Genomic DNA, 25,871 nt, shown 5'->3' with positions numbered 1-25,871 from the left:
CACGGTGTCGTGAAGGTGGTTTTGTGAGCGGGCCGGTCGTCGGCATCGGGATGCGTCCCGGAGCGCTGCCGGGCGATCTCGCGGAACTGGTGGCGCGGCTCGAGCGCGCGGTGGGGACCCCGCTGCGGCGCTTCGCCACGCTCGACCGCCGGGTCGCCGACGTGACCGCGGCGTTGCGGTCCTGCCGGCCGGAGGCGGTGGTCGAGGGTGTCGCCGCGGAGGTGCTGGCGGCGGTCGAGGTGCCGCACCCGAGTGCGGTGGTCGGCGCGGCGGTCGGGACCGGATCGGTCGCCGAGGCCGCCGCGCTGGCGGTCGCGGCGGGCACCGGCAGGGCGAAGCTGTTGGTGCCCAAGTTGACCGGCAGCGGTGTGACCGGCGCGGTGGCCGTCGCCGAGGAGGAGTGAGCGGCGCCGGCGCGCGCTTACCGTAGGGTTTTTCGCGGTACCCGCAGGCGTCCGGTACCGCACGAGTGAGGGAGATCGATGGCGAGCGAGGAACCGGCATACCTGGTCGGCCTGGACCTGAACGGGCGCCTGGTGGTGATGGTCGGCGGCGGCACCGTGGCGCAGCGCCGGTTGCCGCTGCTGGTGGCCTCCGGTGCACGGGTGCGGGTGATCGCGCGCGCCGCGACACCGGCGGTGGAGGGCCTGGCGACCGCCGGCCAGATCGAGCTTCAGCTCCGCGACTACGCGGACGGTGACCTCGACGGCGCCTGGTATGCGGTCGCCGCGACCGACGATCCGGCGGTGAACGCCGCGATCGTCGCGGAGGCGGAGCGTCGCCGGGTCTTCTGCGTGCGGGTCGACAGCGCCCGTGAGGGCACCGCGGTCACCCCGGCCACGGCGCGTTACGAGGGCGTGACGGTCGGCGTGCTCGCGGGCGGGGAACACCGGCGTTCGGCCGCACTGCGCACCGCGATCCGGGAGGCCTTGCAGTCCGGTCAGATCGACGACCACGGCGAGGCGCACGAGGCGGGCGTCGCACTCGTCGGCGGCGGTCCGGGCGATCCGGATCTGATCACCGTGCGGGGCCGGCGGCTGCTCGCCCGCGCGGACCTGGTGGTCGCCGACCGTCTGGCGCCGCCGGAGCTGCTGGCCGAGCTCGGACCGGAGGTGGAGGTCGTCGACGCGTCGAAGATCCCCTACGGCCGGGCCATGGCGCAGGAGCACATCAACCAGACATTGATCGACGGCGCACGTGCCGGGAAGTTCGTGGTGCGGCTCAAGGGCGGCGACCCGTACCTGTTCGGCCGCGGCTACGAGGAGCTGATGGCCTGCGCGGAGGCCGGCATCGCGGTGACGGTGGTGCCGGGTATCACCAGTGCCTTCTCGGTGCCCGCGGCGGCCGGCGTGCCGGTGACGCACCGCGGCGTGGCGCACGAGGTCGTGGTCGTGTCGGGGCACGTGGCGCCGGGACACCCGAAGTCGCTCGTGGACTGGGACGCACTGGCGAAGCTCAAGGGCACCATCGTGCTGCTGATGGGCGTCGAGCGGCTGCCGCAGTTCGCCGACGCGCTGCTCGCCGGCGGTCGGCCCGCCGAGACGCCGGTGACCGTGATCCAGGAGGGCACCACTCGCACCCAGCGCGTGCTGCGCGCCACGCTGTCGACCGTCGCGGCGCGGGCCGCCGCCGAACAGATCCGTCCGCCGGCGATCGTGGTGTTCGGTCCGGTGGCCGGTCTGATCGATCAGGTGTCCGAGGACGGTCCGTCCGTTCGCGGTACCGTCTGACACAAGTAGTTGTCTGCCGAATGCGGCTCGAACGTGAGGGAACGTCCTGTCGATGAATGCCGCACGCCCGTCGAACCCCCCGGCCGCGACGACGCCGGTGAGCTATCCGGTGACCACGCGGGCGTTCGGGCTGGCCATCGTCGTGCTGGGCGCTCTGCAGCTGATGGTGGTGCTCGACGGCACCGTCGCGAATCTGGCGCTGGCGCGCCTGCAGGACGACCTGGGCCTGAGCAGCGCCGGCGGCAAATGGGTGATCACGTCGTATGCGCTCGCTTACGGCGGTCTGATGTTGCTCGGCGGCCGGATCGGTGACGCGTTCGGCCGCAAGCGGATGTTCATCACCGGCGTCGCCGTGTTCACACTGTCGTCGATGCTGTGCGGGCTGGCGCTGAACGAGCCGATGCTGCTGGTCGCCCGCACCCTGCAGGGCGTCGGCGCGGCGATCGCGTCGCCGACCGCACTGGCGCTGGTCGCGACGACGTTCGCGCCGGGGAAGGTGCGCAACCAGGCGATCGCCATCTTCGCGGCAATGACCGGCATCGGGTCGGTGGCCGGGCTGATCATCGGCGGCGCGTTGACCGAGGTGTCGTGGCGGTGGATCTTCCTGATCAACGTGCCGATCGGCGTGTTGATCGTCTCGCTCGCGTTCAAGGCGTTGGCCGAGTCGGAGGATGCGCGGCGGCTCTCGTTGGACGTCCCGGGCGCGATCCTGGCGACCCTCGGCTGCACCAGCCTGGTCTACGGGCTGATGGAGGGCACCGAGCTGGGATGGGCGGACGGCACGGTCATCGGCGCGCTGGTGCTGGGCATCATGCTGTTGGCGGTGTTCCTGCGGGTGGAGGTGCGGGCGGAGCATCCGCTGCTGCCGTTCGATCTGTTCACCGACCGGGATCGGGTGGCGACCTTCGTGTCGATCTTCTTCGCCGGTGCGGTGACGATGTGCATGGCGGTGTTCGTGGCGCTGTTCGTGCAGGACATCCTCGGCTATACGCCGCTGCGCGCCGGACTGTCGTTCGTGCCGTTCGCCTTCGGCCTGGGTGTCGCGGCGCAGGTCGCGTCGAAGCTGGCGCTGCGCGTTCAGGCGCGGTGGCTGATCGCCGCCGGCTCCGTGCTCATGGTGGCCGGGTTCCTGTTCGGATCGACGTTGGACGGGTCGGCGGGTTACTGGGCGGATCTGTTCGGGCCGATCGTCGTGATCGGCTTCGGTGTGGGGTTGGCCGTGGTGCCGCTGCCGCTGTGTGCGATCACCGGGGTCGGCAGCGACGAGATCGGGCCGCTCGCGGCGATCGCGACTGTCGCGCAGACCCTCGGCGGCCCGATCGGCCTCGCGGTGATCGGTGCGATGGCGTCGTCGCGGACCCTGTCGCTGGGCGGGACCACCGGCGGCAACGCGAGTTCGATGAATCCCGCGCAGCTCGCGGCGCTCGGGCACGGGTACACGTTCGCACTCGTCGGTTGCGCGGTGGCCGCGGCGATCTCGGGCCTCGTGGCGCTGTTCATCCGCTTCACGCCTCAGCAGATCGCGGACGCGCAGGCCGCCCAGGAGGCGGCGAACGCCGGGCTGTGATCAGAACGGCGGCGGCTCGTCGTCGGGTGGCTTTCCGGCGCTCGGGTCGGCAGGATCATCCGCCAGGCCCGCGATCGATCTCTACGCCCAGGCGTCCCGGTGGCAGCCGGCGCGCTGCGGCGAGGATCTCCGCCTCGACCCTGGACAGCAGGGAGTCGTCGATATCGGCCGTCGAACGCCAGATCGCGTCGACCCGTCGATGGTCCAGATCTCCTGCCTCGAACGCACCCCGGACCAGCGGAAGGGGGTCACGCAGTGCGGCGCTGATCGGGATGTAGTTCTGCGCGATGCGTTCGGACACGGTCGGGGCGACCGCCACCTCGCTGTTCGCGAGCTTCTCGGCCCGCTCGCATTCACGGAGCTGGTCACGGGCCGCCTCGGCGCAGTATCCGCCCGGCTTTCGCTCGACCGCGCTGGGCGATGCGCCCACCGGGGGTGCCGGTCGGTCGGTGCGTCTCACGGTCGTCATCGTTCACCCATGATGGCGAACAAATGTCCGAGTACCGCGTTGTGGATTTGTCCACCGCTGCCTGTCACAACAGTGCGGCGGCCGGTGTCTGAATGTCAGGAGAAGGGATGGCGGGGGAGAGCAGCCAACTCGAGGAGGAGTCATGTCCGGCAACAACAGGATCCCGAAGGCCGAGCTCACGGGCGTGCGTGGAGCGATCGTCAAGCGGGTCTCCCGCAAGATGCTCGGTGACGTGCCCGAGCCGGTGGAGATCGCCTGGCACAACAAGAAGGTGTTGAACTTCAGCTTCACGGTCGGTCGCAAGGTCGGGAAGTGGGATCAATGCGACGAGTCACTGAAGTCGTTCGCGCACATGGCCGTGGCCGGCATGGTCGGCTGCAGCTTCTGTCTGGATCTCGGCTACTACCAGGCGCGGAACGAGGGTCTGGACATGGCAAAGGCGCACGAGGTCGCCCGCTGGCGTGAGTCGGCGGCGTTCACGCCGCTCGAGCGGGACGTGCTGGAGTATGCCGAGGCCATGACCGCCACCCCGCCGACGGTCACCGACGAGCTGTCGGCCCGGCTGCTGGAGGCGCTCGGACCGGCCGCGCTGGTCGAGCTGACGACGTTCATCGCGCTGGCGAACTTCTACACGCGGTCCAACACGGCGATGGGCGTCGAGTCCCAGGGGTTCGCAACCGACTGTGAACTGCGGCCGCTCGACCTACGCTCGACCTCATGACCGACGACCCGTTCGTCGCCCACCGCGCGCTGCTGTTCACGGTCGCGTACGAGATCCTCGGCTCCGCCGCCGACGCCGAGGACGTCGTGCAGGAATCGTGGCTGCGGTGGGCCGACGTCGACCAGGTGCAGGTGCACGACCCCCGCGCGTACCTGGTTCGGGTGGTCACGCGGCTCGCGCTCAACCGGCTGCGGACCGTGGCGCGCCGGCGTGAGGAGTATGTCGGCGAATGGCTGCCCGAACCCCTGCTCACCGGCCCCGACGTCGCCGACGACGCGGTCTTCGCCGAGAGTGTGTCGATCGCGATGTTGACCGTGCTGGAGACCCTCGGGCCCACCGAGCGGGCGGCATTCGTGCTGCGGGAGGTGTTCGACGTTCCGTACGACGAGATCGCCGAGGCGGTCGACAAGTCGCCCGCCGCGGTCCGGCAGATCGTGCACCGTGCCCGTGAGCACGTCACGGCACGGCGTCCGCGGATGCAGGTGGACCGCGCTCGCCAGCAGGCGGTGGTCGAGAAGTTCGTCGAGGCGGTCACCACCGGCGACGTGCAAGCGCTGATGGACGTCCTCGCGCCGGACGTCGTGGCCATCGCCGACGGCGGCGGGGTGGCGACGGCGGTGCGCAAGCCCATCGCCGGGCGGCGGACCGTGGCGGCGTTCCTGTCTCGCGCGGCCACGCTCCCGGACCTGGACGTGACCGTCGCGACGCTCAACGGTCTGCCGGGCGTCGAGTTCGACCTGCGCGGTGACGTGACCGCGATCAGCGTGGTCGTCGAGGACGGACTCATCACCCGGATCTACGGGATGCGCAACCCGCACAAGCTCGGCGCACTGGGCACGGTCGCGGACCTGCGCCGGCGGTGACCGTCAGGTCAGGATCACCAGTTCCCGGTCGCCGGCGATCTCCACGGTCAGTCCGGCCTTGGCCGCGACCTTCGCGACCTGACCGAGCGAACTCGGCTCCGCGCGCGTGGTCGCCAGTGCCCGCGCCAACAGCCCCTTGTGGTGTTTGTTGAAGTGGCTCACGACCTTTCGGCTGCCGTCCGGCTGCTCGGTGAGCACCGTCGCGGTGATCGCGCCGGGGACCGGTCCGAGCACCTGGTAGCTGCCCGACCGGAGGTCGACCACCAGATCCCCGTCGGTCTGCGCCGCCAAGGCCTCGGTCAACTCCGGCTTCCAGACCGAGCGCAGCGTGCCGAACCCGGGCAGTGCCGACCCGCCGGAGAGCCGATAGGCGGGCACCGGGTCACCCGCCCGCACTGCGCCGAACAGTGCCGAGCCGATCGCGAGCCGGCCCAGCGCGCGGGCGTGCTGCGCGGCCGTCATCGACCCGTGGTCGAGCGCGTCGAACAGCACCCCCGTGTACCGCTCGACGGCGGGTCGTGTCGGCGACGTCCACAGCGCGGCGTTCCGGTCGATCTCGGAGTCCTGCTTCGGTCCGAGACCGAGCGCCTTGAGGCTCGCCGGGCGGTCCGCCGACAACTCGACGAGCGCGTCGGCGAGCTTGCGGCGGATCGGGCCCAGGGACCCAAAGGACAGCGCCTCGAGGTCGAGCGGGGAGCCGTCGCCGCCGTCGGACTTGGTTTCGGAGGGTGGCAGGAGGACGAGCACGGGTGGCAACGCTACCTGCAGTCACCGCGACACCCCGCGCACGGACTAGGCTGAACCCCCGTGATCACGCGTCTGTCCCAGCTGTTCCTCCGTACCCTGCGCGACGACCCGGCCGATGCCGAGGTGCCGAGCCACAAGCTGCTCGTCCGGGCCGGCTATGTCCGCCGTATCGCCCCCGGCGTCTACTCCTGGCTGCCGCTGGGCCTGCGGGTGCTCCGCGAGGTCGAGCGGGTCGTCCGCGAGGAGATGGACGCCATTGGCGCGCAGGAGATCTCGCTGCCCGCTCTGCTCCCGCGGGAGCCGTACGAGACGTCGAACCGCTGGACCGAGTACGGTCCCGACCTGTTCCGGTTGCAGGACCGCAAGGGCAACGACTACCTGCTCGGTCCCACCCACGAGGAGATGTTCGCGCTCACCGTCAAGGGTGAGTACAACTCCTACAAGGACTTCCCGGTCACCCTCTACCAGGTGCAGGCGAAGTACCGCGACGAGCAGCGGCCGCGTGCGGGCATCCTGCGGGGTCGCGAGTTCATCATGAAGGACTCCTACTCCTTCGACCTCACCGACGAGGGGCTGGCCGATTCCTACCGGGCGCACCGCGACGCCTACGAGCGGATTCTGGCCCGGCTCGGCGTGAAGTACGTGATTGTCTCGGCGACCTCGGGGGCGATGGGCGGCTCCGCGTCGGAGGAGTTCCTCGCCGAGTCCGAGATCGGTGAGGACACCTACGTCCGCTGCCTCGAGTCCGGATACGCCGCCAACGTCGAGGCCGTCAAGACCCTCGCGCCCCAGCCGATCCCGTTCGACGGATTGCCCGCCGCGCAGGTGCACGACACCCCGGGCACCGAAAGCATCGACACTCTGGTCGACTGGGCCAATGCCGCCGAGTTGGGTCGCACGGTCACCGGCGCGGACACGCTGAAGAACATCATGGTCAAGACTCGCGTGCCCGGCGGGGAGTGGGAGTTGCTCGGCATCGGCATCCCCGGCGACCGCGAGGTCGACGAGAAGCGTCTCGAAGCGGCGCTGGAACCGGCCGAGTACGTGCTCATCACCGAGACGGACTTCACCAACAATCCGTTCCTCATCAAGGGGTACATCGGACCGAAAGCGCTGCAGGACAACGATGTCCGCTACCTCGTCGACCCGCGGGTGGTGGACGGCACCGCCTGGATCACCGGCGCCGACGAGCAGGGCAAGCACTACGTCGACCTGGTCGCGGGCCGGGACTTCACCCCCGACGGCACCATCGAGGCGGCCGAGGTCCGCGACGGTGACCCGTCCCCGGACGGTGCCGGCACGCTCGTCGCCGCCCGCGGCATCGAGGTCGGGCACGTCTTCCAGCTGGGCCGCAAGTACACCGACGCCTTCGAGGTGAACGTGCTCGGCGAGAACGGCAAGCCGGTGCGCCCGACCATGGGCTCCTACGGCATCGGCGTGTCGCGACTGGTCGCGGTGATCGCCGAACAGCACCACGACGACAAGGGCCTGCGCTGGCCCGCCGAGGTCAGCCCCGCCGACGTGCACGTGGTGATCGCCAACAAGGACGAGTCGGCCCGCGAGGGCGCGGAGACGCTTGCCTCCGAGCTCGACAAGTCCGGCGTCTCGGTGATCCTCGACGACCGCAAGTCCTCGCCCGGCGTGAAGTTCAAGGACTCGGAACTGCTCGGCGTGCCGCTGGTCGTGGTCGTCGGTCGCGGCTGGGCCGAGGGCAAGGTCGAACTGCGCGACCGTTTCACCGGCGAATCCCGCGAGGTCGCCACGGAGCGGGCGCTCGGCGAGGTGCTGGCAACCCTCCGCGACTGACGACCGTCCGAGGCCGATGCGGTGCTCGGCGCCGGGCAACCCCCGGCGCCGGGCACCCGGCTCGTCAGAAGAGCGGGCCGCCGCCGAAGATCGCCCGATGCGAGTCGGGCTGGTTGCCCTCGATGTCGGTGACGCCGTAGTCGAGTGCGACCTCCGCGGTGATGAGCGTGTGACCACTGCGGTCGCCGACCTCGGGGTCGTCGGTCAGCGCGACGACGACCCGGCCGATGAACTCCGGCGTCTCGGCGTTCGCCAACGGGAAGCCCTCGAAATCGTCGCGACCGCGCGCGAGCATCGCCTCGTTCTTGACCAGTCCCGGCCACAGCGACACCGCGGTCACGCCCGTGCCCTTGAGCTCGACGGCCATGTCCGCGGCCATCTTGTCCAGGCCGGCCTTCGACATCCCGTACAGCACCGAGTGCAGGTGCCCTCGGGTGCCGAACGAAGAGATGTTCGCCATCACCCCGGACCCGCGCTCGACCATCAGCTTCGCCGCCTCGACCGACGCGACGTAGTGCGCGCGCAGCCCGATCCCGATCAGCTGGTCCCAGTCGTCGATCGGCCGCTTCCAGAACGGCTGCGAGAACCCGGCGTATCCGTCGGAAGGGCCCGCCCAGACGTTGTTGACCAGCAGGTCCAGCCGGCCGTCCTGCTCCTTCGCGATGCGCGCGAACAGGCCCTGGATCTGCGCGTCGTCGCGGTGGTCGACCTGCACGGCGATCCCGCGTCCGCCGCGCTCGGTGACCAGGCGGGCGGTCTCGTCGAGCGGCCCGCCGCTGCCGACCTCGCCTCGCGCGGTGACGTACACGGTCCATCCGGCCGAGCCGAGCGCCAGTGCGATGCCCTTGCCGACGCTGCGGCTCGCGCCCGTGACCAGCGCCACCCGGGGGGTGTTCGATCCGCTCATCTCACTGCTCCACGATTGTGTCGTCGGCCAGCGGCCGGGTCATCGCCCACAATTGCCGGAAATGGCACTTGGACATCTTCCACACTCCGTCCTCGATCACGTACTCGTCGTCGTACTCGCCGGTGAGCAGCTTCTCGGTGCGGTCCACGAGGTTGACCTGGCGGAACCGCAGCGTCCAGCGGCCGGCGGCGTGGCCGGGGCCGGTCGGGGTGATCTCCGGGTGCATGCCGTGGTGCATGTCCAAGATCACATGCTTGCCATCGACCTTGTGCAGCGCGATGCGCCGGAACACCTCGGCGATCTGGTCGGCGTCGGCGAACCGGCCCAGCGCGCCGTAGTCGACGTCGGCGCCGGTCGTGATGAAGCACGCTCGGAACGCCTCGGGGTCCTTGGCGTCGCAGGCGCGGAAGTAGCGGTGCTTGAGGTTCTCGATGGCTTCGATCTGCTCGAGTCGGTCGAGGCGTGCCGCGGCGGTGGCCTCGGCCGCGGTGGTGATCGGCGAATTCAAGTGGTCATCCCCTCCGTTTCGGTGGCAGTGTTGTGGTCGATCGCGATTGTGACCGGTTGCACAACTCGGCCGTGCGTCGACCTTAGGCGCTCGCATGTCGGGACGATGCCGAGGCGTCCCGCGCAGAGGGAGGACGGACATGGCGAACCACGACGAGGCCTGGGGCCGGGTCGACGAGTTCCTCGGCGCGACACTGATTCCGGAGGATCCCGCGCTCGCGGAGGTGCACCGGTCCAACGCCCGTGCCGGCCTGCCGCCGATCGACGTCGCCCCCAATCAGGGCAAGCTGCTGAACCTGTTGGCGCAGTTGGCCGGAGCGCGCCGGATCCTCGAAGTGGGCACGCTCGGCGGATACAGCACGATCTGGCTGGCGCGGGCGCTGCCGCCCGACGGCCGGCTGATCACCCTCGAGATCGACCCGCGGCACGCGGAGGTGGCGCGGGCGAACGTCGATCACGCGGGCGTGCGGGAGCGGGTCGAGATCCGGGTGGGCGCGGCGCTGCAGTCCCTGGCCGCGCTGGCCGACGAGCATGCCGAGGCGTTCGACCTGGTTTTCATCGACGCCGACAAGCAGAACAACGCCGCCTATGTGCGTGCGGCGCTGGGGATGTCCCATCCCGGCACGGTCATCGTCGTCGACAACGTCGTGCGCGGCGGCGCGATCCTCGACGCGCAGCCCGACCCGACGGCCGCGGGCAGCCGGGAGGTGCTCGAACTCCTCGGCGCCGAACCGAGCCTGGACGCGACCGCGTTGCAGACCGTCGGCGCCAAGGGCTGGGACGGGCTGGCCATCGCACCCGCGCACCGTCAGCGCTGTCCCGGGAAGGCCGTGGTGGGCGGCTGCACGTTCAGTGCGACGTTCCAGTTGCCCGCGCGCACCGCGCAATCCGCGAGCGCCTGGACGGCGATGTCGCGTACCGCCTCGGCGTCGGCGCGTTCGAGCGCCGCGCGCCACGCGACCGCGCAGTCGTCCTCGACGCGGACCGCCAGTCGGGCGGCGGACTTCGGGTCGGTCACCGGGAACGGGACGGTGTAGCCGGCCGCCTCCCGCGGGATCGGGGCGCCCGCGGAGGCGAGCAGGTCGACGGCCTCGTCGCGGACCGCGCGGTGGGCGGCCACGAGCGTGGCGACCTGCGTCGCGCGGGTCGGATTGGCGTAGGCGGCGATCAGGCCGTAGGCGTAGACGGCCGCGTACACGGACTGCAGGGCGCCGGTCAGCGCCTGCTGATCCGACGTGCTCAGGGAGGCGGGGGTCGCGCTCGGCGATACCGGTGTGGTCACGGCAGCAACACCGCCACCTCGGCCGCGCAGGCGGCGCCGACGCTGCCGGTCAGCCCGGCGCGGTAGCCCGAGAGCGTGCGGGCGACACCGGCGGCCTCCCGCTGGGACTGGCGCAGGGTCGAACGCAACTGGTCGAGCGTGGTCGTCGGCTCGGGGGCGACCGCGGTCGCCGTCGCCGACGCGGTGGTGGCACCGGCCGCCCGGGCGATCTCCGTGTCGAAGGCGTCCGCGTGCGCGGTCCGTTCGGTGCCGATCTGCGTGAGCGCGGTGGCCCGGTCGGGGAACTTGGCCACCATGGCTGTGGCGGTGGCGGCGTCCTGACGCGCCGAGCGCGACAGCGCGATGAGCGGATCGACGGACTGGCCGGAGTCGTCCGACGAGCAGGCGGCGACGGTGAGACCGGCCAGGCCGAGTCCCAGACCCGCCCCGGCGATCCGGAGCACCGAGCGGCGCGGCATCGTGGCCGGGCCGGTATGTGATGAGAGCGACTGCACGATGGACATCCTGCCAGCTGCGCCGGGTTACCCTTGACATCCACGCACTCGTGCGTCCGATGAACGCTGCCCCGGTGGAGGACCGCCCGGGCCGGACACCGGCCGCGGTGCCCCGGCCCGACAACTGAAACGAGGACGCCGATGCCAGTGCCGCACAGGGACAAGGTCGTCGAACTGCTGGGCGGTCTCGTCGAACGTGAGGGTTACGACCTGGAGGACGTCATCGTCACCTCCGCGGGCAAGCGCAGCGTGGTCAAGGTCGTCGTCGACTCGGACAGCGGTCTGGAACTCGATGCGGTGGCGCACCTGAGTCAGCTGGTCTCGGATGTGCTCGACGAGGAGAACTCGTTCGGCGAGGCGCCCTACACCCTCGAGGTCACCTCGCCGGGCATCGACCGGCCGCTGACCGAGCCGCGGCACTGGCGGCGGGCGCGGGGACGCAAGGTCGCCGTCGACCTGACCGGCGCCGAGCAGTTGCTCGCGCGGGTCGGCCGGCTCGAGGAGTCGCGCAAGTCGGCCCCGACGGTCGGTCTGGTGGTGCGGGGCAAGGGCGGTCCGTCGGTCCGTCAGGTTCCGCTGGCGGACATCCGGCGGGCCGTGGTGCAGGTGGAGTTCTCGACGCCGGACCCGCGGGAACTCGAACTCGCGGGTGGCGTGGTGCAAGGCAGGGTGCCCGCCGGTGATCTCGACAATGCCGTGGCCGCCGGTGCCACGGACGAGGCCGGTGTGGCGGAGGAAATGAAGGAGAGCGACAAGTGAACATCGACATCGCCGCCCTGCGGGCGATCGAGGCGGAGAAGGAAATCCCGGTCGACACGATCATCGCGACGCTGCAGACGGCGTTGCTGACCGCCTACCGGCACACCGACGGACACCAGCCGAACGCGCGGATCGACATCGACCGCAAGACCGGGGTGGTCCGCGTGATGGCCCGTGAGGTCGACGCCGAGGGCAACCTGATCTCGGAGTGGGACGACACCCCGGAGGGCTTCGGGCGCATCGCGGCCACGACCGCACGTCAGGTCATCCTGCAGCGGTTGCGCGACGCGGAGAACGAGAAGAGCTTCGGCGAGTTCGCCACCCACGAGGGTGAGATCGTCGGCGGGGTCATCCAGCGGGACGCCCGCGCGAACGCGCGCGGCATGGTCGTCGTGCGGATCGGCAGCGAGTCCAACGGGGCCGAGGGCGTCATTCCACAGGCCGAGCAGGTGCCGGGCGAGAACTACGAACACGGCGAGCGCATCAAGTGCTACGTGGTGGGCGTCACCCGCGGCGCCCGCGGACCGCAGATCACGCTGTCGCGGACCCACCCGAACCTGGTGCGCAAGCTGTTCGCGCTCGAGGTGCCGGAGATCGCCGACGGTTCCGTGGAGATCACGGCGGTCGCCCGCGAGTCCGGGCACCGCTCGAAGATCGCGGTGGCCTCGACGGTGTCCGGGCTCAACGCCAAGGGTGCGTGCATCGGCCCGATGGGGCAGCGCGTGCGCAACGTGATGAGCGAACTGGCGGGCGAGAAGATCGACATCATCGACTTCGACCCGGATCCGGCGACGTTCGTCGGCAATGCACTGTCGCCGTCGAAGGTGGTCTCGGTGACCGTCGTCGACGAGGAGAACCGGGCGGCCCGCGTCGTCGTGCCCGACTTCCAGTTGTCGCTCGCGATCGGCAAGGAAGGCCAGAACGCCCGACTGGCCGCACGGCTGACGGGGTGGCGGATCGACATCCGCAGTGATGCGGAGGCCGCACCGGCCGGGCAGCCGGCGGCGTCGCCGACAGGCGACTGAGGTGCAATGCGCCGGAAACTTGCGGACAGCGGTAGAGTGTTCAATGGTCCAGCGTGAAGATTCCGCGCCCGTGCCCGTGGCTGCCGAAACACCGGTTCGCACGTGCATCGGTTGCCGGTCTCGAGCGCAGGCCACCGAACTGCTGAGGATCGTGGCACGAGAGGCCGGGCCCGGAGCCTTCCTCCTCGTCCCCGATCCGCGGCGCAGGCTGACGGGCCGGGGCGCATGGCTGCATCCCACACCGGAATGTCTGGTCCAGGCAGAACGGCGTCGCGCATTCGGGCGAGCGTTGCGGGTATCCGGCCAGCCGGGCACCGAGGCGGTGGCCGATTGGATCGCGGCAGACAGCACGACCTCTTGAGAAGGACAGGTACGAGCACTCATGAGCACACCGTGAAGCACCAACGATGAACGTCCATCGGAGATAACCCGAGGTCGTGCGGGGACAGCCACCGCTCGACCTCATCAGTGAGGAGAGCAGTGGCAGGCAAGGCCCGTGTGCACGAGTTGGCGAAAGAACTCGGTGTCACCAGCAAGGAACTACTCGCGAGGCTCAAGGAGCAGGGCGAGTTCGTGAAGTCGGCGTCGTCGACGGTGGAGGCCCCGGTCGCTCGGCGACTGCGGGAGTCCTTCCCGAGGTCCGCAGACGCAAGCGGCGCGGCGCAGTCCGCCGCGCCGAAGCCCGCGACCCCGGGACGCCCGGCACCCAAGCCCGGCGCCCCGCGTCCGGGACCGAAGGCCCCGGCCGCCCAGGCGCCGGCAGCCCCGACCCCGGCACCCGCCGCAGCGGATCCTGCTCCGGCACCCGCCGCAGCGGCTCCTGCTCCGGCACCCGCCGCGAAGCCGGCAGCCCCGCAGCCGCCGGTCGCGAAGCCGGCAGCTCCCGCGGCGCCCGCCGCGTCGGCGCCCACGCCGGCCGCGCCGAAGGCCCCGTCCGGTCCGAAGCCGGGCCCGAAGGCCCCGCGTGTCGCGAACAACCCGTATTCGTCCGCGCCCACCCCGGCGCCGCGACCGGCTCCCCGCCCGAGCCCGGGCCCCGGTGGCCCGCGTCCCGGCGGCGGCCGTCCGATGCCGGGTCAGGGCGGTCCGCGTCCCGCACCGGGCCAGGGCGGACCCCGCCCGGCGCCCGGTCCGGGTGGCCCGCGTCCGAGCCCCGGCTCGATGCCCCCGCGCCCGAATCCCGGTGCCATGCCGGCGCGCGCCCAGCGTCCGAGCACGACCGGTCGCCCCGGTCGTCCCGGCGCTCCGGGTGGTCGTCCCGGCGGCGGCGGTTACCGCGGCGGTCCCGGTGGCGGCGGCGCTCCCGGTGCCGGTGGCGGCGCTCCCGCGGGCGGCTTCCGTGGTCGCCCCGGTGGCGGCGGCGGCCGTGGTGGCCGTGGCGCGACCGCCGGTGCCTTCGGGCGTCCGGGTGGCGCCCCGCGTCGTGGACGCAAGTCGAAGCGGGCGAAGCGCGCCGAGTACGAGAGCATGCAGGCGCCGTCGGTCGGTGGCGTCAGGCTTCCGCGCGGCAACGGTGAGACGATCCGTCTCGCCCGCGGCGCCTCGCTGTCCGACTTCGCCGACAAGATCGACGCGAACCCGGCAGCGCTGGTGCAGGCGTTGTTCAACCTCGGCGAGATGGTCACCGCCACGCAGTCGGTGGGCGACGAGACGCTCGAGCTGCTCGGCGGCGAGATGAACTATGTCGTCCAGGTCGTCAGCCCGGAGGACGAGGACCGTGAGCTGCTCGAGTCCTTCGATCTGAGCTACGGCGAGGACGAGGGCGGCGAGGACGATCTCGCGCAGCGTCCGCCGGTCGTCACGGTCATGGGTCACGTCGACCACGGCAAGACCCGACTGCTCGACACGATCCGCAAGGCGAACGTGCGCGAGGGCGAGGCCGGTGGCATCACCCAGCACATCGGCGCGTACCAGGTGGACACCGACCTCAACGGCGAGCACCGCCTGATCACCTTCATCGACACCCCGGGCCACGAGGCGTTCACCGCCATGCGTGCCCGCGGTGCCAAGTCGACCGACATCGCGATCCTCGTGGTCGCGGCCGACGACGGCGTCATGCCGCAGACGGTCGAGGCGATCAACCACGCCCAGGCGGCCGACGTGCCGATCGTGGTCGCGGTCAACAAGATCGACAAGGAGGGCGCGGATCCGGCGAAGATCCGTGGCCAGCTGACCGAGTACGGGCTGGTTGCAGAGGAGTACGGCGGCGACACCATGTTCGTCGACATCTCCGCCAAGCAGGGCACCAACATCGAGTCGCTGCTCGAGGCGGTCCTGCTCACCGCCGACGCGTCGCTCGACCTGCGGGCGAACCCGGACATGGACGCGCAGGGTGTGGCCATCGAGGCGCACCTGGACCGCGGTCGTGGACCGGTGGCGACGGTGCTGATCCAGCGCGGCACGCTGCGGGTCGGCGACTCGATCGTCGCCGGCGACGCCTACGGTCGCGTGCGCCGCATGGTGGACGAGAACGGCGACGACGTCGACGAGGCGCTGCCGTCGCGTCCGGTCCAGGTCGTGGGCTTCACGTCTGTGCCGGGTGCGGGTGACAACCTGCTCGTCGTCGACGAGGACCGGATCGCCCGGCAGATCGCCGACCGGCGCAACGCGCGCAAGCGCAATGCCCTGGCCGCGCGCAGCCGCAAGCGGATCAGCCTCGAGGATCTCGATGCCGCGCTCAAGGAGACCAGCGAGCTCAACCTCATCCTCAAGGGTGACAACTCCGGCACGGTGGAGGCCCTCGAGGAAGCGCTGCTCGGGATCGAGATCGACGACGAGGTGCAGCTGCGGGTCATCGACCGCGGTGTCGGTGGCATCACCGAGACCAATGTCAACCTGGCGTCGGCGTCGAACGCGATCATCATCGGCTTCAACGTCCGTGCCGAGGGCAAGGCGACGGAGCTGGCGAACCGCGAGGGCGTCGACATCCGGTACTACTCGGTGATCTACCAGGCGATCGACGAGATCGAGAAGGCCCTCAAGGGCATGCTCAAGCCGGTCTACGAAGAGGTCGAGCTGGGCAAGGCGGAGATCCGCGCCCTGTTCAAGTCCTCGAAGGTCGGCACGATCGCCGGTTGCCTCGTCACCTCGGGCATCGTGCGGCGCAACGCCAAGGCCCGTCTGCTGCGCGACAACGTGGTGGTCGCGGAGACCATGACGGTGTCCTCGCTGCGACGCGAGAAGGACGACGTGGTCGAGGTCCGCGAAGGGTACGAGTGCGGTCTGACGGTGACGTACAACGACATCAAGGTCGGGGACGTCATCGAGACCTACGAGCTCCAGGAGAAGCCGCGCGACTGACGCGGTACGTCCCGGTGGGCGGGCTGCCACGGCAGCCCGCCCACCGGAATCCCGGGCCGGGTACCGACCACGGGGCGCTGAAGGAGGTCCATGTACGTCGGTGCCTTGGAGCTCGACATCCTGCTCGGCGACGTCCGGTCGCTCAAGGAGAAGCGCTCCTACGTGAAACCGGTGGTCGCAGAGCTCCGTCGTCGGTACGAGGTCAGTGTCGCCGAGGTCGGTGAACACGACCGCTATCGACGCTCGCTCATCGGACTGTCCGCGGTCAGTTCCGATCTGCGCCACGTGCACGAGGTGCTCGACAACTGCGAACGTCACGTCGCCGGCCGTCCCGAGTTGCAACTGCTCGCGGTCAGGCGGCGCATTCTCGGCCCCGAGGACTGAAGATCCGCGGGCCGTCAGATCATCAGGCCCCAGAGTTCCAGGCCAACCAGAGGAGAGTGAGCGCGATGGCAGATCCAGCACGCGCGCGTCGGCTTGCCAAGCGGATCGCCACGATCGTGGCGACGGCGATCGCCCACGAGATCAAGGATCCCCGGCTCGAGTTCGTCACCGTCACCGACGCCAAGGTGACCGCGGACCTGCACGATGCGACCGTCTACTACACCGTGCGCGGCGCGAGCCTCGAGTCCGAACCGGACGACGAGGGAGCCGCGGCGGCGCTCGAGAAGGCCAAGGGCGCGCTGCGCACCAAGGTAGGCGCCGGCACCGGGGTCCGGTTCACCCCGACGCTGAAGTTCGTGGCGGACACCGTGCCGGACACCGCCCGGCACATGGAGGAGCTGCTGGCGAAGGCGCGGGCCGCCGACGATGCGGTCGCGCGGTCGGCGGTCGGTGCGCAACCGGCGGGGGAGGCGGACCCGTACAAGAGTCCGCCGGACACCGATCCGCAAGAGGAAGCCGGCACGACCGACCCCACGTTGTGACCCCACCGATGACGGAATTGCCGATGACCGACATGCAGTCCGCGCCCGGTGCCCCGATCGGCGGCACCGGGACCGAACACGGAATCGACGAGGCGGTGGCCTTGCTGGCGGCCGCCACGTCGGTGACCGTGCTGTGCCACGTCCACCCCGACGCCGACACCATCGGCAGCGGTCTGGCGCTGGCGATCGCGCTGGCGCGCAGGTCGATTCCCGTCCAGGTCTCGTTCCCGCATCCGCACGAACTGCCGGAGTCGCTGCGCTCGATGCCCGGCGTCGAACACCTCGTGGCGCCCGAACAGGTCGCCGCCGAGGTCGACCTGTTGGTGACCGTCGACGCGGGAAGTCCCGACCGGGTGGGGGATCTGGCCGGGCGGATGGCGGGAGCGCGCCGCACCCTGGTGATCGACCACCACGCGACCAACACGCGGTTCGGCATGGTCAACGTGGTCGACGTCGACGCCGAGTCGACGACCGTGGTGATCGCCCAGATCCTGCAGGCTTGGGGGGTGCCGATCGACGCGGCGCTCGCGCACTGCCTCTACGCGGGGCTGGTCACCGACACCGGCTCGTTCAAATGGGCCGGCGCGCGCTCGCATCGGCTCGCTGCGGACCTGCTCGACACCGGGATCGACGGCGCAGCGATCAGTCGCACCCTGCTCGACACCCATCCGTTCGGCTGGCTGCCGATGCTCTCCGCAGTGCTCGGCACGGCGCGGCTGGAACCGGACTCCGCCGGGGGACTGGGGTTGGTGCACGCGGTGATCCGGCGTGCCGACGTCGGGTCGCTGCGGTGGGAAGAGGTCGAGTCTGTCGTCGACATCGTCCGGACGACCGCCGACGCCGAGGTCGCCGCGGTGCTCAAGGAGCAACCGGACGGCCGGTGGTCGGTGTCGCTGCGGTCCAAGCGTGCCTTCGACGTGGCGCAGGCCGCCCGCACGCTCGGCGGCGGCGGTCACCGGTTCGCGGCCGGGTTCACGGCCGAAGGGGAGCCGGACGAGGTGTTGTCGTCGCTGCGCCGGGCACTCGGCTGACCCGCTCGGCCGACGTCGCTGCGGCCGACCTCCGTGCGGCGGGGGCGGGCCGGTTTCTCCGGCTCGCGCTGCCGGCGCTCGCAGTGCTGGCCGCCGAGCCGCTGTACCTGCTGCTGGACACCGCCGTCGTCGGCCGACTGGGGGCGGACGCGCTGGCGGGACTGGCGCTCGGCGGCGTGGTCCTGGCGCAGGTGAGCACCCAGCTGACCTTCCTCAGCTACGGCACGACCGCGCGGTCGGCGCGGATGCACGGCGCCGGCCGCACCGGCGCGGCCGTGGGGGAGGGCATCCAGGCCACCTGGCTCGCGGTGATCCTCGGAGTGGTCATCGCCGGCGCGGTCCAGGTGTTCGCGCGGCCGCTGCTGTCGGTGCTCGGCGGCGGCGGGCCGATCGCCGCCGAGGCGGTGAGCTGGCTGCGGATCGCCTCGCTGGGCGCGCCCTTGATTCTGATCGGGCTCGCCGGCAACGGGTGGATGCGCGGAGTGCAGAACACGGTGCGGCCGCTGCGCTGCGTGCTGGCCGGGATCGCGGTGTCTGCGGCGCTGTGCCCCGTGCTGGTGCACGGGTTGCTGGGCGCGCCGAGGCTCGGGCTGCCGGGCTCCGCGCTGGCCAACGTACTGGGGCAGGCGGTCGCGGCCGCGCTGTTCGTCGCGGCCCTGGTCGGCGAACCCCGCGGCGGGGTCTCGTGGCGCCCGTCCTGGGCGGTGATGCGCGCGCAGATGGTGCTCGGCCGTGATCTGATCCTGCGCAGCCTCGCCTTCCAGGTGTGCTTCCTGTCCGCGGCGGCGGTCGCCGCCCGGTTCGGTGCGGCCGCGCTGGCCGCCCATCAGGTCGTGCTGCAGCTGTGGAACTTCCTGGCGCTGGCCCTGGACTCGCTGGCCATCGCCGCACAGACCCTGGTGGGGGCCGCGCTCGGCGCGGGCCGCGTGGGCGAGGCGAAGGTGACGGCGGTGCGGGTGACGCGCTGGTCGCTCGGATGCGCGGTCGCGGCTGCGGCCTTCTTCGCCGCGGGCTGGTGGTTCCTGCCACCGGTGTTCACCCCGGACGCCGCGGTGGTGGCGCAGATGGGACGGATCTGGCCGCTGTTCGTGGCGATGATCCCGGTCGCCGGGGTGGTGTTCGCGCTCGACGGCGTGCTGCTGGGCGCGGGGGACGCCCGATTCCTGCGGACGGCGACGCTGGCCGCCGCGCTCGTCGGCTTCCTGCCACTGATCTGGACGGCGTCGGCGATGGACTGGGGCCTTCGGGGCATATGGTCCGGGCTGGCGGTGTTTATGGTGTTGCGGATGGCTGCCGTGCTGGTGCGGGTGCGGTCCGGACGCTGGGCGGTGCCCGGCGTGGAGATGGGACGGGCATCCGGCTGAGCGACGGCGGACGCGACGGTGCGGTCGGCGAGCAAGTGCGGCGGAAAGGTGATTCGTGGGAAAGCTGTGGGCGATCAGCGACATTCATGTGGGGCATCGGGGCAATCGCCCCGTCACCGAGGCACTGCATCCCGAGTCGCCGGACGACTGGCTGATCGTCGCCGGTGACGTCGGCGAGAAGGTCGAGGAGATCCGGTGGGCGCTGCGACTGCTCACCGAACGATTCGCGAAGGTCATCTGGGTGCCGGGCAACCACGAGCTGTGGACCACGGCGAAGGAACCGGTGCGCAAGTTCGGTGTGGCGCGTTACGACCACCTGGTGCAGATGTGCCGCGAGATCGGCGTGCTGACCCCGGAGGACCCGTACCCGATGTGGCACGGTGAGGGCGGCCCGGCCACGCTGGTACCGATGTTCCTGCTGTACGACTACAGCTGGCTGCCCGACGGCGCCGCCACCAAGGAGCAGGGACTGGAGATCGGACGTGACCGCGGTGTGCTGGCCACCGACGAGTTCCTGCTCTCGTCCGAGCCCTACGCCACGCGCGACGCGTGGTGCCGGGCGCGGCTGGAGCTGACCCGGCGCCGACTCGACGCGCTGGACCCCACCGTGCCCACCGTGCTGATCAACCACTTCCCGCTGGTGCGGGAACCCACCAGGGTGCTGATCCACCCCGAGTTCGCGATGTGGTGCGGCACCGACGAGACCGCCGACTGGCACACTCGGTACAACGCGATCTGCTCGGTGTACGGGCACCTGCACATCCCCCGCACCACCTACTACGACGGCGTCCGCTTCGAAGAGGTCTCCGTCGGCTATCCCCGCGAGTGGGAGCGCCGAGGGCTGCCCGAACCGGTGCTGCGGCAGATCCTGCCGGTCCCGGTGTACCCGCCCGGTCGGCTCAACAAGTGGGGAGGTCATTTCCAGGTGACTCCGGAACAAGAAGCGCAGGTGGAGCGGATGAGGGCGATGCGCCGATGATCGAGTCGATCCTTCCGTCGGGTGTCGCGTCGGCCGAGCTGTACGAGGACCCCGACGGACTGGAACTGTTCCCGTCCGAGCAGGCAGAGATCGGCCGCGCGGTCGAGAAGCGTCGACGCGAGTACACCAGCGCCCGGCACTGCGCGCGCCAGGCCATGGCGCAACTCGGGGTGCGGGCCGCGCCCGTGCTCAAGGGGGACATGGGGTCGCCTCAGTGGCCCGGTGGTGTGGTCGGGTCGATGACGCACTGCGACGGATACCGGGCGGCCGCATTGGGCTTCGCGATGCAGGTGCGCTCGGTCGGCATCGACGCGGAACCGCATGCCGGGCTGCCCGACGGGGTGCTCGAGGCGACCAGCCTGCCGGCCGAGCGCGACTGGCTGGCCGCGGTCGGCTCTGGGGGCGAGCCCGCCGTGCACTTCGACCGGTTGTTGTTCTGCGCGAAGGAGGCCACCTACAAGGCCTGGTTCCCATTGACCGGCCGGTGGCTCGGCTTCGAGGACGCGCACATCACGTTCGAGCGTTCCGACGAGGGGACCTGGGGGTCATTCCGCAGCGAACTGCTCGTGCCCGGGCAGACGCATTCGGGTCCGCCGCTGTCCGCGTTCGACGGACGGTGGCTGGTTCGTGACGGGCTGATCCTGACCGCCATCGCGGTGGTGTGACCGGCGCGTCCGATTGCTCCTGGCACAATCGCCTGTTGTGTCTGCACGCGCGAAACCTTCCTCCGGCCTCGACGGCGCCGGGCTGCTCATCGTCGACAAGTCCGGGGGGATGACCAGCCACGACGTGGTCGCGCGCTGCCGGAAACTGCTCAACACCCGCAGGGTGGGGCACGCCGGGACCCTCGATCCGATGGCGACGGGCGTGCTGGTGCTCGGCGTCGAGCGGGCCACGAAGATGCTGGGACTACTGGCGCTGACGACCAAGTCGTACACCGCAACGATCCGGCTGGGACAGTCGACGACCACCGACGACGCCGAGGGCGAGCCGACCGGCGGGGCGAGCGCGGCCGCCCTCGACGAGCAGCAGGTGCGCGACGCGATCGGCGCGTTCGTCGGCGACATCGACCAGGTGCCCGCCAGCGTCAGCGCGATCAAGGTGGACGGCCGTCGCGCGCACGCCCGGATCCGCGACGGTGAGCAGGTCGAGATCCCGCCCCGCCGGGTGCGGGTGGACCGCTTCGAGATCACCGGCGTGCGGCGGCCGGAGCCGGGCGATGGGCTGCTGGACGTCGACGTCGAGGTGGACTGCTCCTCGGGCACCTACGTGCGCGCGCTGGCCCGCGACCTGGGCGCGGCGCTGGGGGTGGGCGGGCACCTGACGGCGCTGCGGCGCACCCGGGTCGGGCCGTTCACGCTCGACCACGCCCGGACCCTGGAGGAACTCGCGGAGAACCCGGGCGTCAGCCTGGACATCGACCACGCAGCGCAGACGGCGTTCGAGCACCGGGTGATCGACGCGGCCGAGGCGGAGTCGATCAGCCAGGGGCGGTGGCTCGAGCCGGTCGGCATCAAGGGCGTGTACGCCGCGATCGATCCCGACGGCCACACCATCGCGCTGCTGCGCGAGAGCGGCCGCCGGGCCGCGTCGGTGATGGTGGTGCGGCCGGCCACCCTGCGTGACCTGGACCAGCAGGGGTAGGCCGGTCCGAGCCCGATCGGGTCAGGCGTCGCGGTCCGGTCCGCCGGCCGCCTGCCCGGTGCCGCGGACGAACTCGCGCACGACCAGCGCCGAGCGCAACTGCCACCGCCCGGAGGCGCGCACCGGATCGCATCCGGTCAACTGGGCGACCCGCTTCATCCGGTAGTCGACGGTGTTGGGGTGCAGGTGCAGTTTGCGGGCGGTGCGTTGCCGGTTCAGGTCGTTGTCGATGTGGACCTCGAGGGTCTCGAGCAGTTCCGGCGCCGCCTCGAGCGGTCCGAGCAGCTCGAGGAGCCGGTCACGCGCGGGGCCCGGCCGGGTGAGCTGATACTCGAGCGCGAGATCGGCCAGCCGGTACAGATCGGGTGCATGACCCAGGTGCCGCGCGAGGACGAGCAGCTCGTGCGCCTGGTCGGCGGCGTGCGCGACATCGCCGGTCTGCGCCGGCACCGCGGTGGCCGTGATGTCGACGTCCGCGATGCCCGACACCCGGTCGAGGTGGGACCGGACCTCGTCGATGTGCGGCGAGCCCGGCAGCAGCAACGTGCACTGCCGGGGAGACAACCTCGCGAGCAGCGGCGCGCCGAGTTCCGCGACCAGCGCCCGCTCGAGCCCCGGGACCGTGCCGCGGGCGGCGGAGAGGTCCGCGGGCCGGCGCGCGGCGGTGAACGCGACGACGGTGTGCTGGTCGGCCAGGACCAGCCCGCAGCGCGCGGCGAGTGTGGTCGCGTCGCGTCCGGCGAGCAGCGCGTCGACCACGTGGACGACGGCGGGCGCGGTCGACTCGACGGTGGTCGCCGTGGCCACATAGGAGGCCGAGGCCACCTCGCTGACCCGTTCGGCGAGCGAGAGCAACAGGCGTGCCCGTGTGCGCAACGAGTCCACGGTGACGTCGATGGTCTGCTCGAGGACGATCTCCCGTGCCCCGGCCATCGCGCGGTGGCACTGGGAGAGCACGTGGTCGATGCGCTCGCCGGAGCGAGCGCCCCGGGAGGCGAGCACACGCACCGGCGTGAAGTCGCCGTCGTCGGGCAGGTGCCCGAGTTCGAGGGTCGACACGCTCAGCCGCAGGCATGCCTCGACCATGTCGTCCGCGGCTGCGCGAATGGGCCGCGGCGCCACCGACGTGGCCGGCGGCACGTGCGGACCGGTGGTGTGCGCAGCCTCCAGTGGTGCGGTGATGACTACCTCCCCGACGAGATGTCGTGATTGCTCTCACAGACTTTACCGACTGGTCAAGCTTCCTGTCAGTTTTACTTCAGAGTTGGAACGAGTGATTTCGTTCCAGGGTGGAATCGAATACGGGTAGCGGCACGACCGCGGCCCGTGACCGTGTCGATGCCGTTGTCAGCGCGCGCTGCGGTCCGCGGCGGGGGCCGGCCGGAACCGTCGGGCGGCTCAGTCGCGGACCAGCCAGATCGCTTGTGCCGCAGGGTGGCCCAGATCGATCGGTCGCGCTTCGGTGCGGCCGACGCGGATCGAGAGCGTGCCCGCGTAGTCGCGTCGCTCGACCACGGTGATCGGCACGTCCAGGGTGATCCCGACGGTGTCGAAGTAGCGCAGCATCTGCGGATCGTCGTCGGAGATCCGCGCCACATGACCGCCCTGTCCGTCGTGGAACTCGCTCAGTGGGCGCGCGGGCGGCGCCGGGACCGAACCTGCCGGATCCGGAATCGGGTCGCCGTGCGGATCCCTGATCGGATGCCCCAGCTTGGCGTCGATGCGGGCGATGAGCCGGTCGGACACCGCATGTTCGAGGATCTCCGCCTCGTCGTGCACCTCGTCCCAGCCGTAGCCCAGCTCGGAGACGAGGTAGGTCTCGATCAGCCGATGCCGGCGGACCACGGCGATCGCCGCCGCCTCGCCCTGCTTGGTGAGCGTGATCGAGCCGTACCTGGCGTGGTCGACCAGTCCCTGGTCGGCGAGTTTGCGGACCGCCTCGGAGACGGTGGAGGCCGACACGCCGATGCGTTCGGCCAGCATCTTCGTGCTCACGGGGCGGTCGGCCGACCATTCCTGCGCCGACCAGATCGTCTTGAGGTAGTCCTGTGCCACCGGGGTCAGGTCGAACGACGACGTGCCGTCGGGCGTGGCGGTGGGCATGAGGTGATCCTAACGGTGCCGGTGGCAGCGTGATCTATGCCGTCGGCCGGGGACACCGGACGGCGCGGGTCGCGGCGGGTCGGCGTTCCCTCCGGCGAGGTCGTAGGCTTTGGCCCGTGCAAAGGTGGCGAGGACTCGATGATGTTCCTGCTGACTGGGGACGGTGCGTGGTCACCATCGGCGTGTTCGACGGGATTCACCGTGGACACGCCGAGTTGATCCGGCGTGCCGTGGAGGAGGCGGCCGATCGCGGGATCGCGAGCGTGCTGCTCACCTTCGATCCCCACCCCTCGGAGGTGATCAGACCGGGCAGTCATCCCGCGCAGTTGAGCACACTGCACCGGCGGGCGGACCTGGCCGAGGAACTGGGCATCGACGTGTTCTGCGTCATCCCCTTCACCCCGGAGGTGTCGAAGATCCCGCCGGAGCGGTTCGTGCACGAGATCCTCGTCGAGCGGTTGCACGCCGCCGAGGTCGTGGTCGGCGACAACTTCACGTTCGGGCACAAGGCCGTCGGCGACGTGGCGATGCTCAAGGCGCTCGGCACCCGGTTCGGATTCGGCGTGCAGGGCGTGAGCCTGCTCTCCGAACATGCCGTCACGGTCTCGTCGACCTACATCCGCTCCTGCGTCGACGCGGGCGACGTCGCGCTGGCCCGGGAGGCGCTGGGGCGTCCGCACCGGGTCGAGGGCGTGGTCGTACGCGGCGAGCGCCGCGGTCGCGACCTCGGCTACCCGACCGCGAACATCGACTCCCCGCCCTACTCGGCGATCCCGGCCGACGGTGTGTACGCCGCGTGGTTCACGCTGTTCGGCTACGGACTGCCGGGGCGCGAACTGGAGCCGGGCCGGCAGTACCCGGCCGCCGTGTCGGTCGGCACCAACCCGACGTTCTCCGGGCGCAACCGCACCGTCGAGGTGTTCGTGCTCGACGCCGATGCGGACCTGTACGGCCAGCACGTCGGGGTCGACTTCGTGCGCCGGCTGCGGCCGATGCGCAAGTACGACACGGTCGACGCGCTGATCGAGGCCATGGCCGACGACGTCGAGCAGGCACGGCAGATCCTGGCCGCCGACCGCGCCTGAGCGGTGGTCACCGCCGGCTCGGGGCGGTCGGGTCGGCTGGTAATCTGGCAGATCGGTTGTGGCTGCGGTTCGCGGCGGCTGCTCCGGAGTGGTACCCCCTTTCACGCGGACATCAGTGATTCAGGAGAACTCACGTGGCACTGACCACCGAGGAGAAGAAGGCCGTTCTGGCCGAGTACGGTGTGCACGAGACCGACACCGGTTCGCCGGAGGCGCAGGTCGCGCTGCTGACCAAGCGCATCGTCGGGCTCACCGAGCACCTCAAGGAGCACAAGCACGACCATCACTCCCGCCGCGGCCTGCTTCTGCTGGTCGGACGTCGTCGTCGCCTGCTCAAGTACGTCCAGAAGGTCGACATCGCGCGTTACCGCTCGCTGATCGAGCGCCTGGGTCTGCGTCGCTGATTCAGCCCGCAGCCCGGATCGGTACGTCTCGAGGGCCCGTCACCGTCATCGGTGACGGGCCCTCGCGTATCGCCGACACGGGGGTCTTGTGCGGCCTGCACGGTCGCGCCGCGCCGCGATGGTAGTGTTTTGCCTGGCCCTGATGGTGGACGCTGGTT

The 25,871-nt window shown here is 70.9% G+C and carries 27 protein-coding genes and 1 pseudogene; 20 read left to right on the top strand and 8 right to left on the bottom strand.

Annotated features, from left to right (window positions below):
- Nucleotides 1-23 precede the first annotated feature (23 nt).
- From G4X40_RS12585 to G4X40_RS12575, 3 genes are all read left to right on the top strand, one after another.
- A complete protein-coding gene (locus G4X40_RS12585) occupies nucleotides 24-404 on the top strand; it encodes a cobalamin biosynthesis protein (RefSeq protein WP_277832873.1) in 381 nt (126 codons plus the stop codon).
- Between the two features lie 78 nt (nucleotides 405-482).
- The gene (gene cobA, locus G4X40_RS12580) at nucleotides 483-1,730 is read left to right on the top strand and encodes a uroporphyrinogen-III C-methyltransferase (RefSeq protein ID WP_277832872.1); all 1,248 of its coding nucleotides are present in this window, start codon (nucleotides 483-485) and stop codon (nucleotides 1,728-1,730) included.
- A 52-nt stretch (nucleotides 1,731-1,782) separates the two neighbouring features.
- A complete protein-coding gene (locus tag G4X40_RS12575) occupies nucleotides 1,783-3,297 on the top strand; it encodes a DHA2 family efflux MFS transporter permease subunit (protein WP_277832870.1) in 1,515 nt (504 codons plus the stop codon).
- Between the two features lie 55 nt (nucleotides 3,298-3,352).
- Here the strand turns inward: G4X40_RS12575 and G4X40_RS12570 are convergent, their stop codons facing one another.
- A complete protein-coding gene (locus G4X40_RS12570) occupies nucleotides 3,353-3,757 on the bottom strand; it encodes a DUF222 domain-containing protein (RefSeq protein ID WP_277832869.1) in 405 nt (134 codons plus the stop codon).
- Nucleotides 3,758-3,908: 151 nt separating this feature from the next.
- On the opposite strand from G4X40_RS12570, the gene G4X40_RS12565 reads away from it, so the two are divergent.
- Together G4X40_RS12565 and G4X40_RS12560 are read left to right on the top strand one after the other, a co-directional pair.
- Nucleotides 3,909-4,487 carry a carboxymuconolactone decarboxylase family protein gene (locus tag G4X40_RS12565; RefSeq protein WP_277832868.1) on the top strand — a complete coding sequence of 193 codons (579 nt, stop codon included), beginning with the start codon at nucleotides 3,909-3,911 and terminating at the stop codon, nucleotides 4,485-4,487.
- Entirely contained in the window at nucleotides 4,484-5,350 is an 867-nt protein-coding gene (locus tag G4X40_RS12560) for an RNA polymerase sigma-70 factor (protein WP_277832866.1), read from the top strand. The genes G4X40_RS12565 and G4X40_RS12560 overlap by 4 nt, the downstream gene beginning before the upstream one ends.
- A 3-nt stretch (nucleotides 5,351-5,353) precedes the next feature.
- Here G4X40_RS12560 and yaaA read toward each other — a convergent pair whose 3' ends face one another.
- Nucleotides 5,354-6,097 carry a peroxide stress protein YaaA gene (gene yaaA, locus G4X40_RS12555; protein WP_277832865.1) on the bottom strand — a complete coding sequence of 248 codons (744 nt, stop codon included), beginning with the start codon at nucleotides 6,095-6,097 and terminating at the stop codon, nucleotides 5,354-5,356.
- 60 nt (nucleotides 6,098-6,157) lie between these two features.
- Between yaaA and G4X40_RS12550 the strand changes: the two genes are divergently transcribed.
- Nucleotides 6,158-7,903, top strand: a complete 1,746-nt coding sequence (locus G4X40_RS12550; RefSeq protein WP_277832863.1) for a proline--tRNA ligase — start codon at nucleotides 6,158-6,160, stop codon at nucleotides 7,901-7,903.
- 64 nt (nucleotides 7,904-7,967) lie between these two features.
- On the opposite strand, the gene G4X40_RS12545 is transcribed toward G4X40_RS12550, so the two are convergent.
- Together G4X40_RS12545 and G4X40_RS12540 are read right to left on the bottom strand one after the other, a co-directional pair.
- Nucleotides 7,968-8,810 (bottom strand): SDR family NAD(P)-dependent oxidoreductase, encoded by an 843-nt coding sequence (locus G4X40_RS12545; RefSeq protein ID WP_277832862.1) that lies wholly within the window; start codon nucleotides 8,808-8,810, stop codon nucleotides 7,968-7,970.
- A 1-nt stretch (nucleotide 8,811) separates the two neighbouring features.
- Complete coding sequence (locus tag G4X40_RS12540) at nucleotides 8,812-9,318, bottom strand: nuclear transport factor 2 family protein (protein WP_277832860.1); 507 nt, start codon at nucleotides 9,316-9,318, stop codon at nucleotides 8,812-8,814.
- A gap of 139 nt (nucleotides 9,319-9,457) precedes the next feature.
- Between G4X40_RS12540 and G4X40_RS12535 the strand changes: the two are divergent.
- Nucleotides 9,458-10,114 (top strand): annotated as a pseudogene (locus tag G4X40_RS12535) (O-methyltransferase); the annotation flags it as partial.
- Nucleotides 10,115-10,125: 11 nt separating this feature from the next.
- On the opposite strand, the gene G4X40_RS12530 reads toward G4X40_RS12535, so the two are convergent.
- Nucleotides 10,126-10,515, bottom strand: coding sequence for a ferritin-like domain-containing protein (locus G4X40_RS12530; RefSeq protein ID WP_332844338.1), 390 nt, complete (start codon nucleotides 10,513-10,515; stop codon nucleotides 10,126-10,128).
- A gap of 80 nt (nucleotides 10,516-10,595) precedes the next feature.
- The gene (locus G4X40_RS12525) at nucleotides 10,596-11,093 is read right to left on the bottom strand and encodes a hypothetical protein (protein ID WP_408642189.1); all 498 of its coding nucleotides are present in this window, start codon (nucleotides 11,091-11,093) and stop codon (nucleotides 10,596-10,598) included.
- Between the two features lie 141 nt (nucleotides 11,094-11,234).
- Between G4X40_RS12525 and rimP the strand changes: the two genes are divergently transcribed.
- The 11 genes from rimP (at nucleotide 11,235) to truB (ending at nucleotide 22,121) form a co-directional block, all read left to right on the top strand.
- The gene (gene rimP / locus G4X40_RS12520; RefSeq protein ID WP_277832857.1) at nucleotides 11,235-11,852 is read left to right on the top strand and encodes a ribosome maturation factor RimP; all 618 of its coding nucleotides are present in this window, start codon (nucleotides 11,235-11,237) and stop codon (nucleotides 11,850-11,852) included.
- Nucleotides 11,849-12,877 carry a transcription termination factor NusA gene (gene nusA, locus G4X40_RS12515; protein WP_277832856.1) on the top strand — a complete coding sequence of 343 codons (1,029 nt, stop codon included), beginning with the start codon at nucleotides 11,849-11,851 and terminating at the stop codon, nucleotides 12,875-12,877. Before rimP ends, nusA begins: the two co-directional genes overlap by 4 nt.
- Nucleotides 12,825-13,238 carry a YlxR family protein gene (locus G4X40_RS12510; protein ID WP_408642188.1) on the top strand — a complete coding sequence of 138 codons (414 nt, stop codon included), beginning with the start codon at nucleotides 12,825-12,827 and terminating at the stop codon, nucleotides 13,236-13,238. Before nusA ends, G4X40_RS12510 begins: the two co-directional genes overlap by 53 nt.
- Nucleotides 13,239-13,357: 119 nt before the next feature.
- Nucleotides 13,358-16,177, top strand: coding sequence for a translation initiation factor IF-2 (infB, locus tag G4X40_RS12505; RefSeq protein WP_277832854.1), 2,820 nt, complete (start codon nucleotides 13,358-13,360; stop codon nucleotides 16,175-16,177).
- Nucleotides 16,178-16,267: 90 nt separating this feature from the next.
- Entirely contained in the window at nucleotides 16,268-16,561 is a 294-nt protein-coding gene (locus tag G4X40_RS12500; protein ID WP_277832853.1) for a DUF503 domain-containing protein, read from the top strand.
- Between the two features lie 65 nt (nucleotides 16,562-16,626).
- Nucleotides 16,627-17,103: a 30S ribosome-binding factor RbfA gene (rbfA, locus tag G4X40_RS12495; protein ID WP_277832852.1), complete on the top strand. Its 477-nt coding sequence runs from the start codon at nucleotides 16,627-16,629 to the stop codon at nucleotides 17,101-17,103.
- A gap of 32 nt (nucleotides 17,104-17,135) precedes the next feature.
- Nucleotides 17,136-18,134: a DHH family phosphoesterase gene (locus G4X40_RS12490; RefSeq protein ID WP_277833092.1), complete on the top strand. Its 999-nt coding sequence runs from the start codon at nucleotides 17,136-17,138 to the stop codon at nucleotides 18,132-18,134.
- Nucleotides 18,135-18,217: 83 nt separating this feature from the next.
- The gene (locus G4X40_RS12485; protein WP_408642187.1) at nucleotides 18,218-19,498 is read left to right on the top strand and encodes an MATE family efflux transporter; all 1,281 of its coding nucleotides are present in this window, start codon (nucleotides 18,218-18,220) and stop codon (nucleotides 19,496-19,498) included.
- 55 nt (nucleotides 19,499-19,553) lie between these two features.
- Nucleotides 19,554-20,477, top strand: coding sequence for a metallophosphoesterase family protein (locus G4X40_RS12480; RefSeq protein ID WP_277832851.1), 924 nt, complete (start codon nucleotides 19,554-19,556; stop codon nucleotides 20,475-20,477).
- Nucleotides 20,474-21,142 carry a 4'-phosphopantetheinyl transferase family protein gene (locus tag G4X40_RS12475; protein ID WP_277832850.1) on the top strand — a complete coding sequence of 223 codons (669 nt, stop codon included), beginning with the start codon at nucleotides 20,474-20,476 and terminating at the stop codon, nucleotides 21,140-21,142. Before G4X40_RS12480 ends, G4X40_RS12475 begins: the two co-directional genes overlap by 4 nt.
- A gap of 37 nt (nucleotides 21,143-21,179) precedes the next feature.
- Complete coding sequence (truB, locus tag G4X40_RS12470) at nucleotides 21,180-22,121, top strand: tRNA pseudouridine(55) synthase TruB (RefSeq protein ID WP_277832849.1); 942 nt, start codon at nucleotides 21,180-21,182, stop codon at nucleotides 22,119-22,121.
- Nucleotides 22,122-22,142: 21 nt separating this feature from the next.
- Here the strand turns inward: truB and G4X40_RS12465 are convergent, their stop codons facing one another.
- Nucleotides 22,143-23,207, bottom strand: a complete 1,065-nt coding sequence (locus tag G4X40_RS12465) for a PucR family transcriptional regulator (protein WP_277832848.1) — start codon at nucleotides 23,205-23,207, stop codon at nucleotides 22,143-22,145.
- A gap of 312 nt (nucleotides 23,208-23,519) precedes the next feature.
- The gene (locus tag G4X40_RS12460) at nucleotides 23,520-24,224 is read right to left on the bottom strand and encodes a metal-dependent transcriptional regulator (protein ID WP_277832847.1); all 705 of its coding nucleotides are present in this window, start codon (nucleotides 24,222-24,224) and stop codon (nucleotides 23,520-23,522) included.
- 116 nt (nucleotides 24,225-24,340) lie between these two features.
- Here G4X40_RS12460 and G4X40_RS12455 point away from each other — a divergent pair, with 116 nt between their 5' ends.
- Together G4X40_RS12455 and rpsO are read left to right on the top strand one after the other, a co-directional pair.
- On the top strand, nucleotides 24,341-25,309 hold the full coding sequence (locus G4X40_RS12455; protein ID WP_277832846.1) for a bifunctional riboflavin kinase/FAD synthetase: 969 nt from the start codon (nucleotides 24,341-24,343) through the stop codon (nucleotides 25,307-25,309).
- Between the two features lie 134 nt (nucleotides 25,310-25,443).
- On the top strand, nucleotides 25,444-25,713 hold the full coding sequence (rpsO, locus tag G4X40_RS12450) for a 30S ribosomal protein S15 (protein WP_277832844.1): 270 nt from the start codon (nucleotides 25,444-25,446) through the stop codon (nucleotides 25,711-25,713).
- Nucleotides 25,714-25,871: the final 158 nt, after the last annotated feature.

The sequence above is a fragment of the Speluncibacter jeojiensis genome, from assembly GCF_029589495.1.
In the GTDB taxonomy this organism is placed as follows: Bacteria; Actinomycetota; Actinomycetes; order Mycobacteriales; family Mycobacteriaceae; genus Speluncibacter; species Speluncibacter jeojiensis.
Note: the sequence above shows the minus strand (reverse complement) of the source record. Positions and strands in the feature narration are given on the sequence as shown.

Excerpts from the sequence above, each read along its gene's own strand:
- cobA (WP_277832872.1), top strand. The coding sequence starts at position 483 with ATGGCGAGCGAGGAACCGGCATACCTGGTCGGCCTGGACCTGAACGGG.
- G4X40_RS12575 (WP_277832870.1), top strand. The coding sequence starts at position 1,783 with ATGAATGCCGCACGCCCGTCGAACCCCCCGGCCGCGACGACGCCGGTG.
- G4X40_RS12565 (WP_277832868.1), top strand. The coding sequence starts at position 3,909 with ATGTCCGGCAACAACAGGATCCCGAAGGCCGAGCTCACGGGCGTGCGT.
- G4X40_RS12560 (WP_277832866.1), top strand. The coding sequence starts at position 4,484 with ATGACCGACGACCCGTTCGTCGCCCACCGCGCGCTGCTGTTCACGGTC.
- G4X40_RS12545 (WP_277832862.1), bottom strand. The coding sequence starts at position 8,810 with ATGAGCGGATCGAACACCCCCCGGGTGGCGCTGGTCACGGGCGCGAGC.
- rimP (WP_277832857.1), top strand. The coding sequence starts at position 11,235 with ATGCCAGTGCCGCACAGGGACAAGGTCGTCGAACTGCTGGGCGGTCTC.
- G4X40_RS12510 (WP_408642188.1), top strand. The coding sequence starts at position 12,825 with ATGCGGAGGCCGCACCGGCCGGGCAGCCGGCGGCGTCGCCGACAGGCG.
- G4X40_RS12500 (WP_277832853.1), top strand. The coding sequence starts at position 16,268 with ATGTACGTCGGTGCCTTGGAGCTCGACATCCTGCTCGGCGACGTCCGG.
- rbfA (WP_277832852.1), top strand. The coding sequence starts at position 16,627 with ATGGCAGATCCAGCACGCGCGCGTCGGCTTGCCAAGCGGATCGCCACG.
- G4X40_RS12490 (WP_277833092.1), top strand. The coding sequence starts at position 17,136 with ATGCAGTCCGCGCCCGGTGCCCCGATCGGCGGCACCGGGACCGAACAC.
- G4X40_RS12475 (WP_277832850.1), top strand. The coding sequence starts at position 20,474 with ATGATCGAGTCGATCCTTCCGTCGGGTGTCGCGTCGGCCGAGCTGTAC.
- G4X40_RS12465 (WP_277832848.1), bottom strand. The coding sequence starts at position 23,207 with ATGGTCGAGGCATGCCTGCGGCTGAGCGTGTCGACCCTCGAACTCGGG.
- G4X40_RS12460 (WP_277832847.1), bottom strand. The coding sequence starts at position 24,224 with ATGCCCACCGCCACGCCCGACGGCACGTCGTCGTTCGACCTGACCCCG.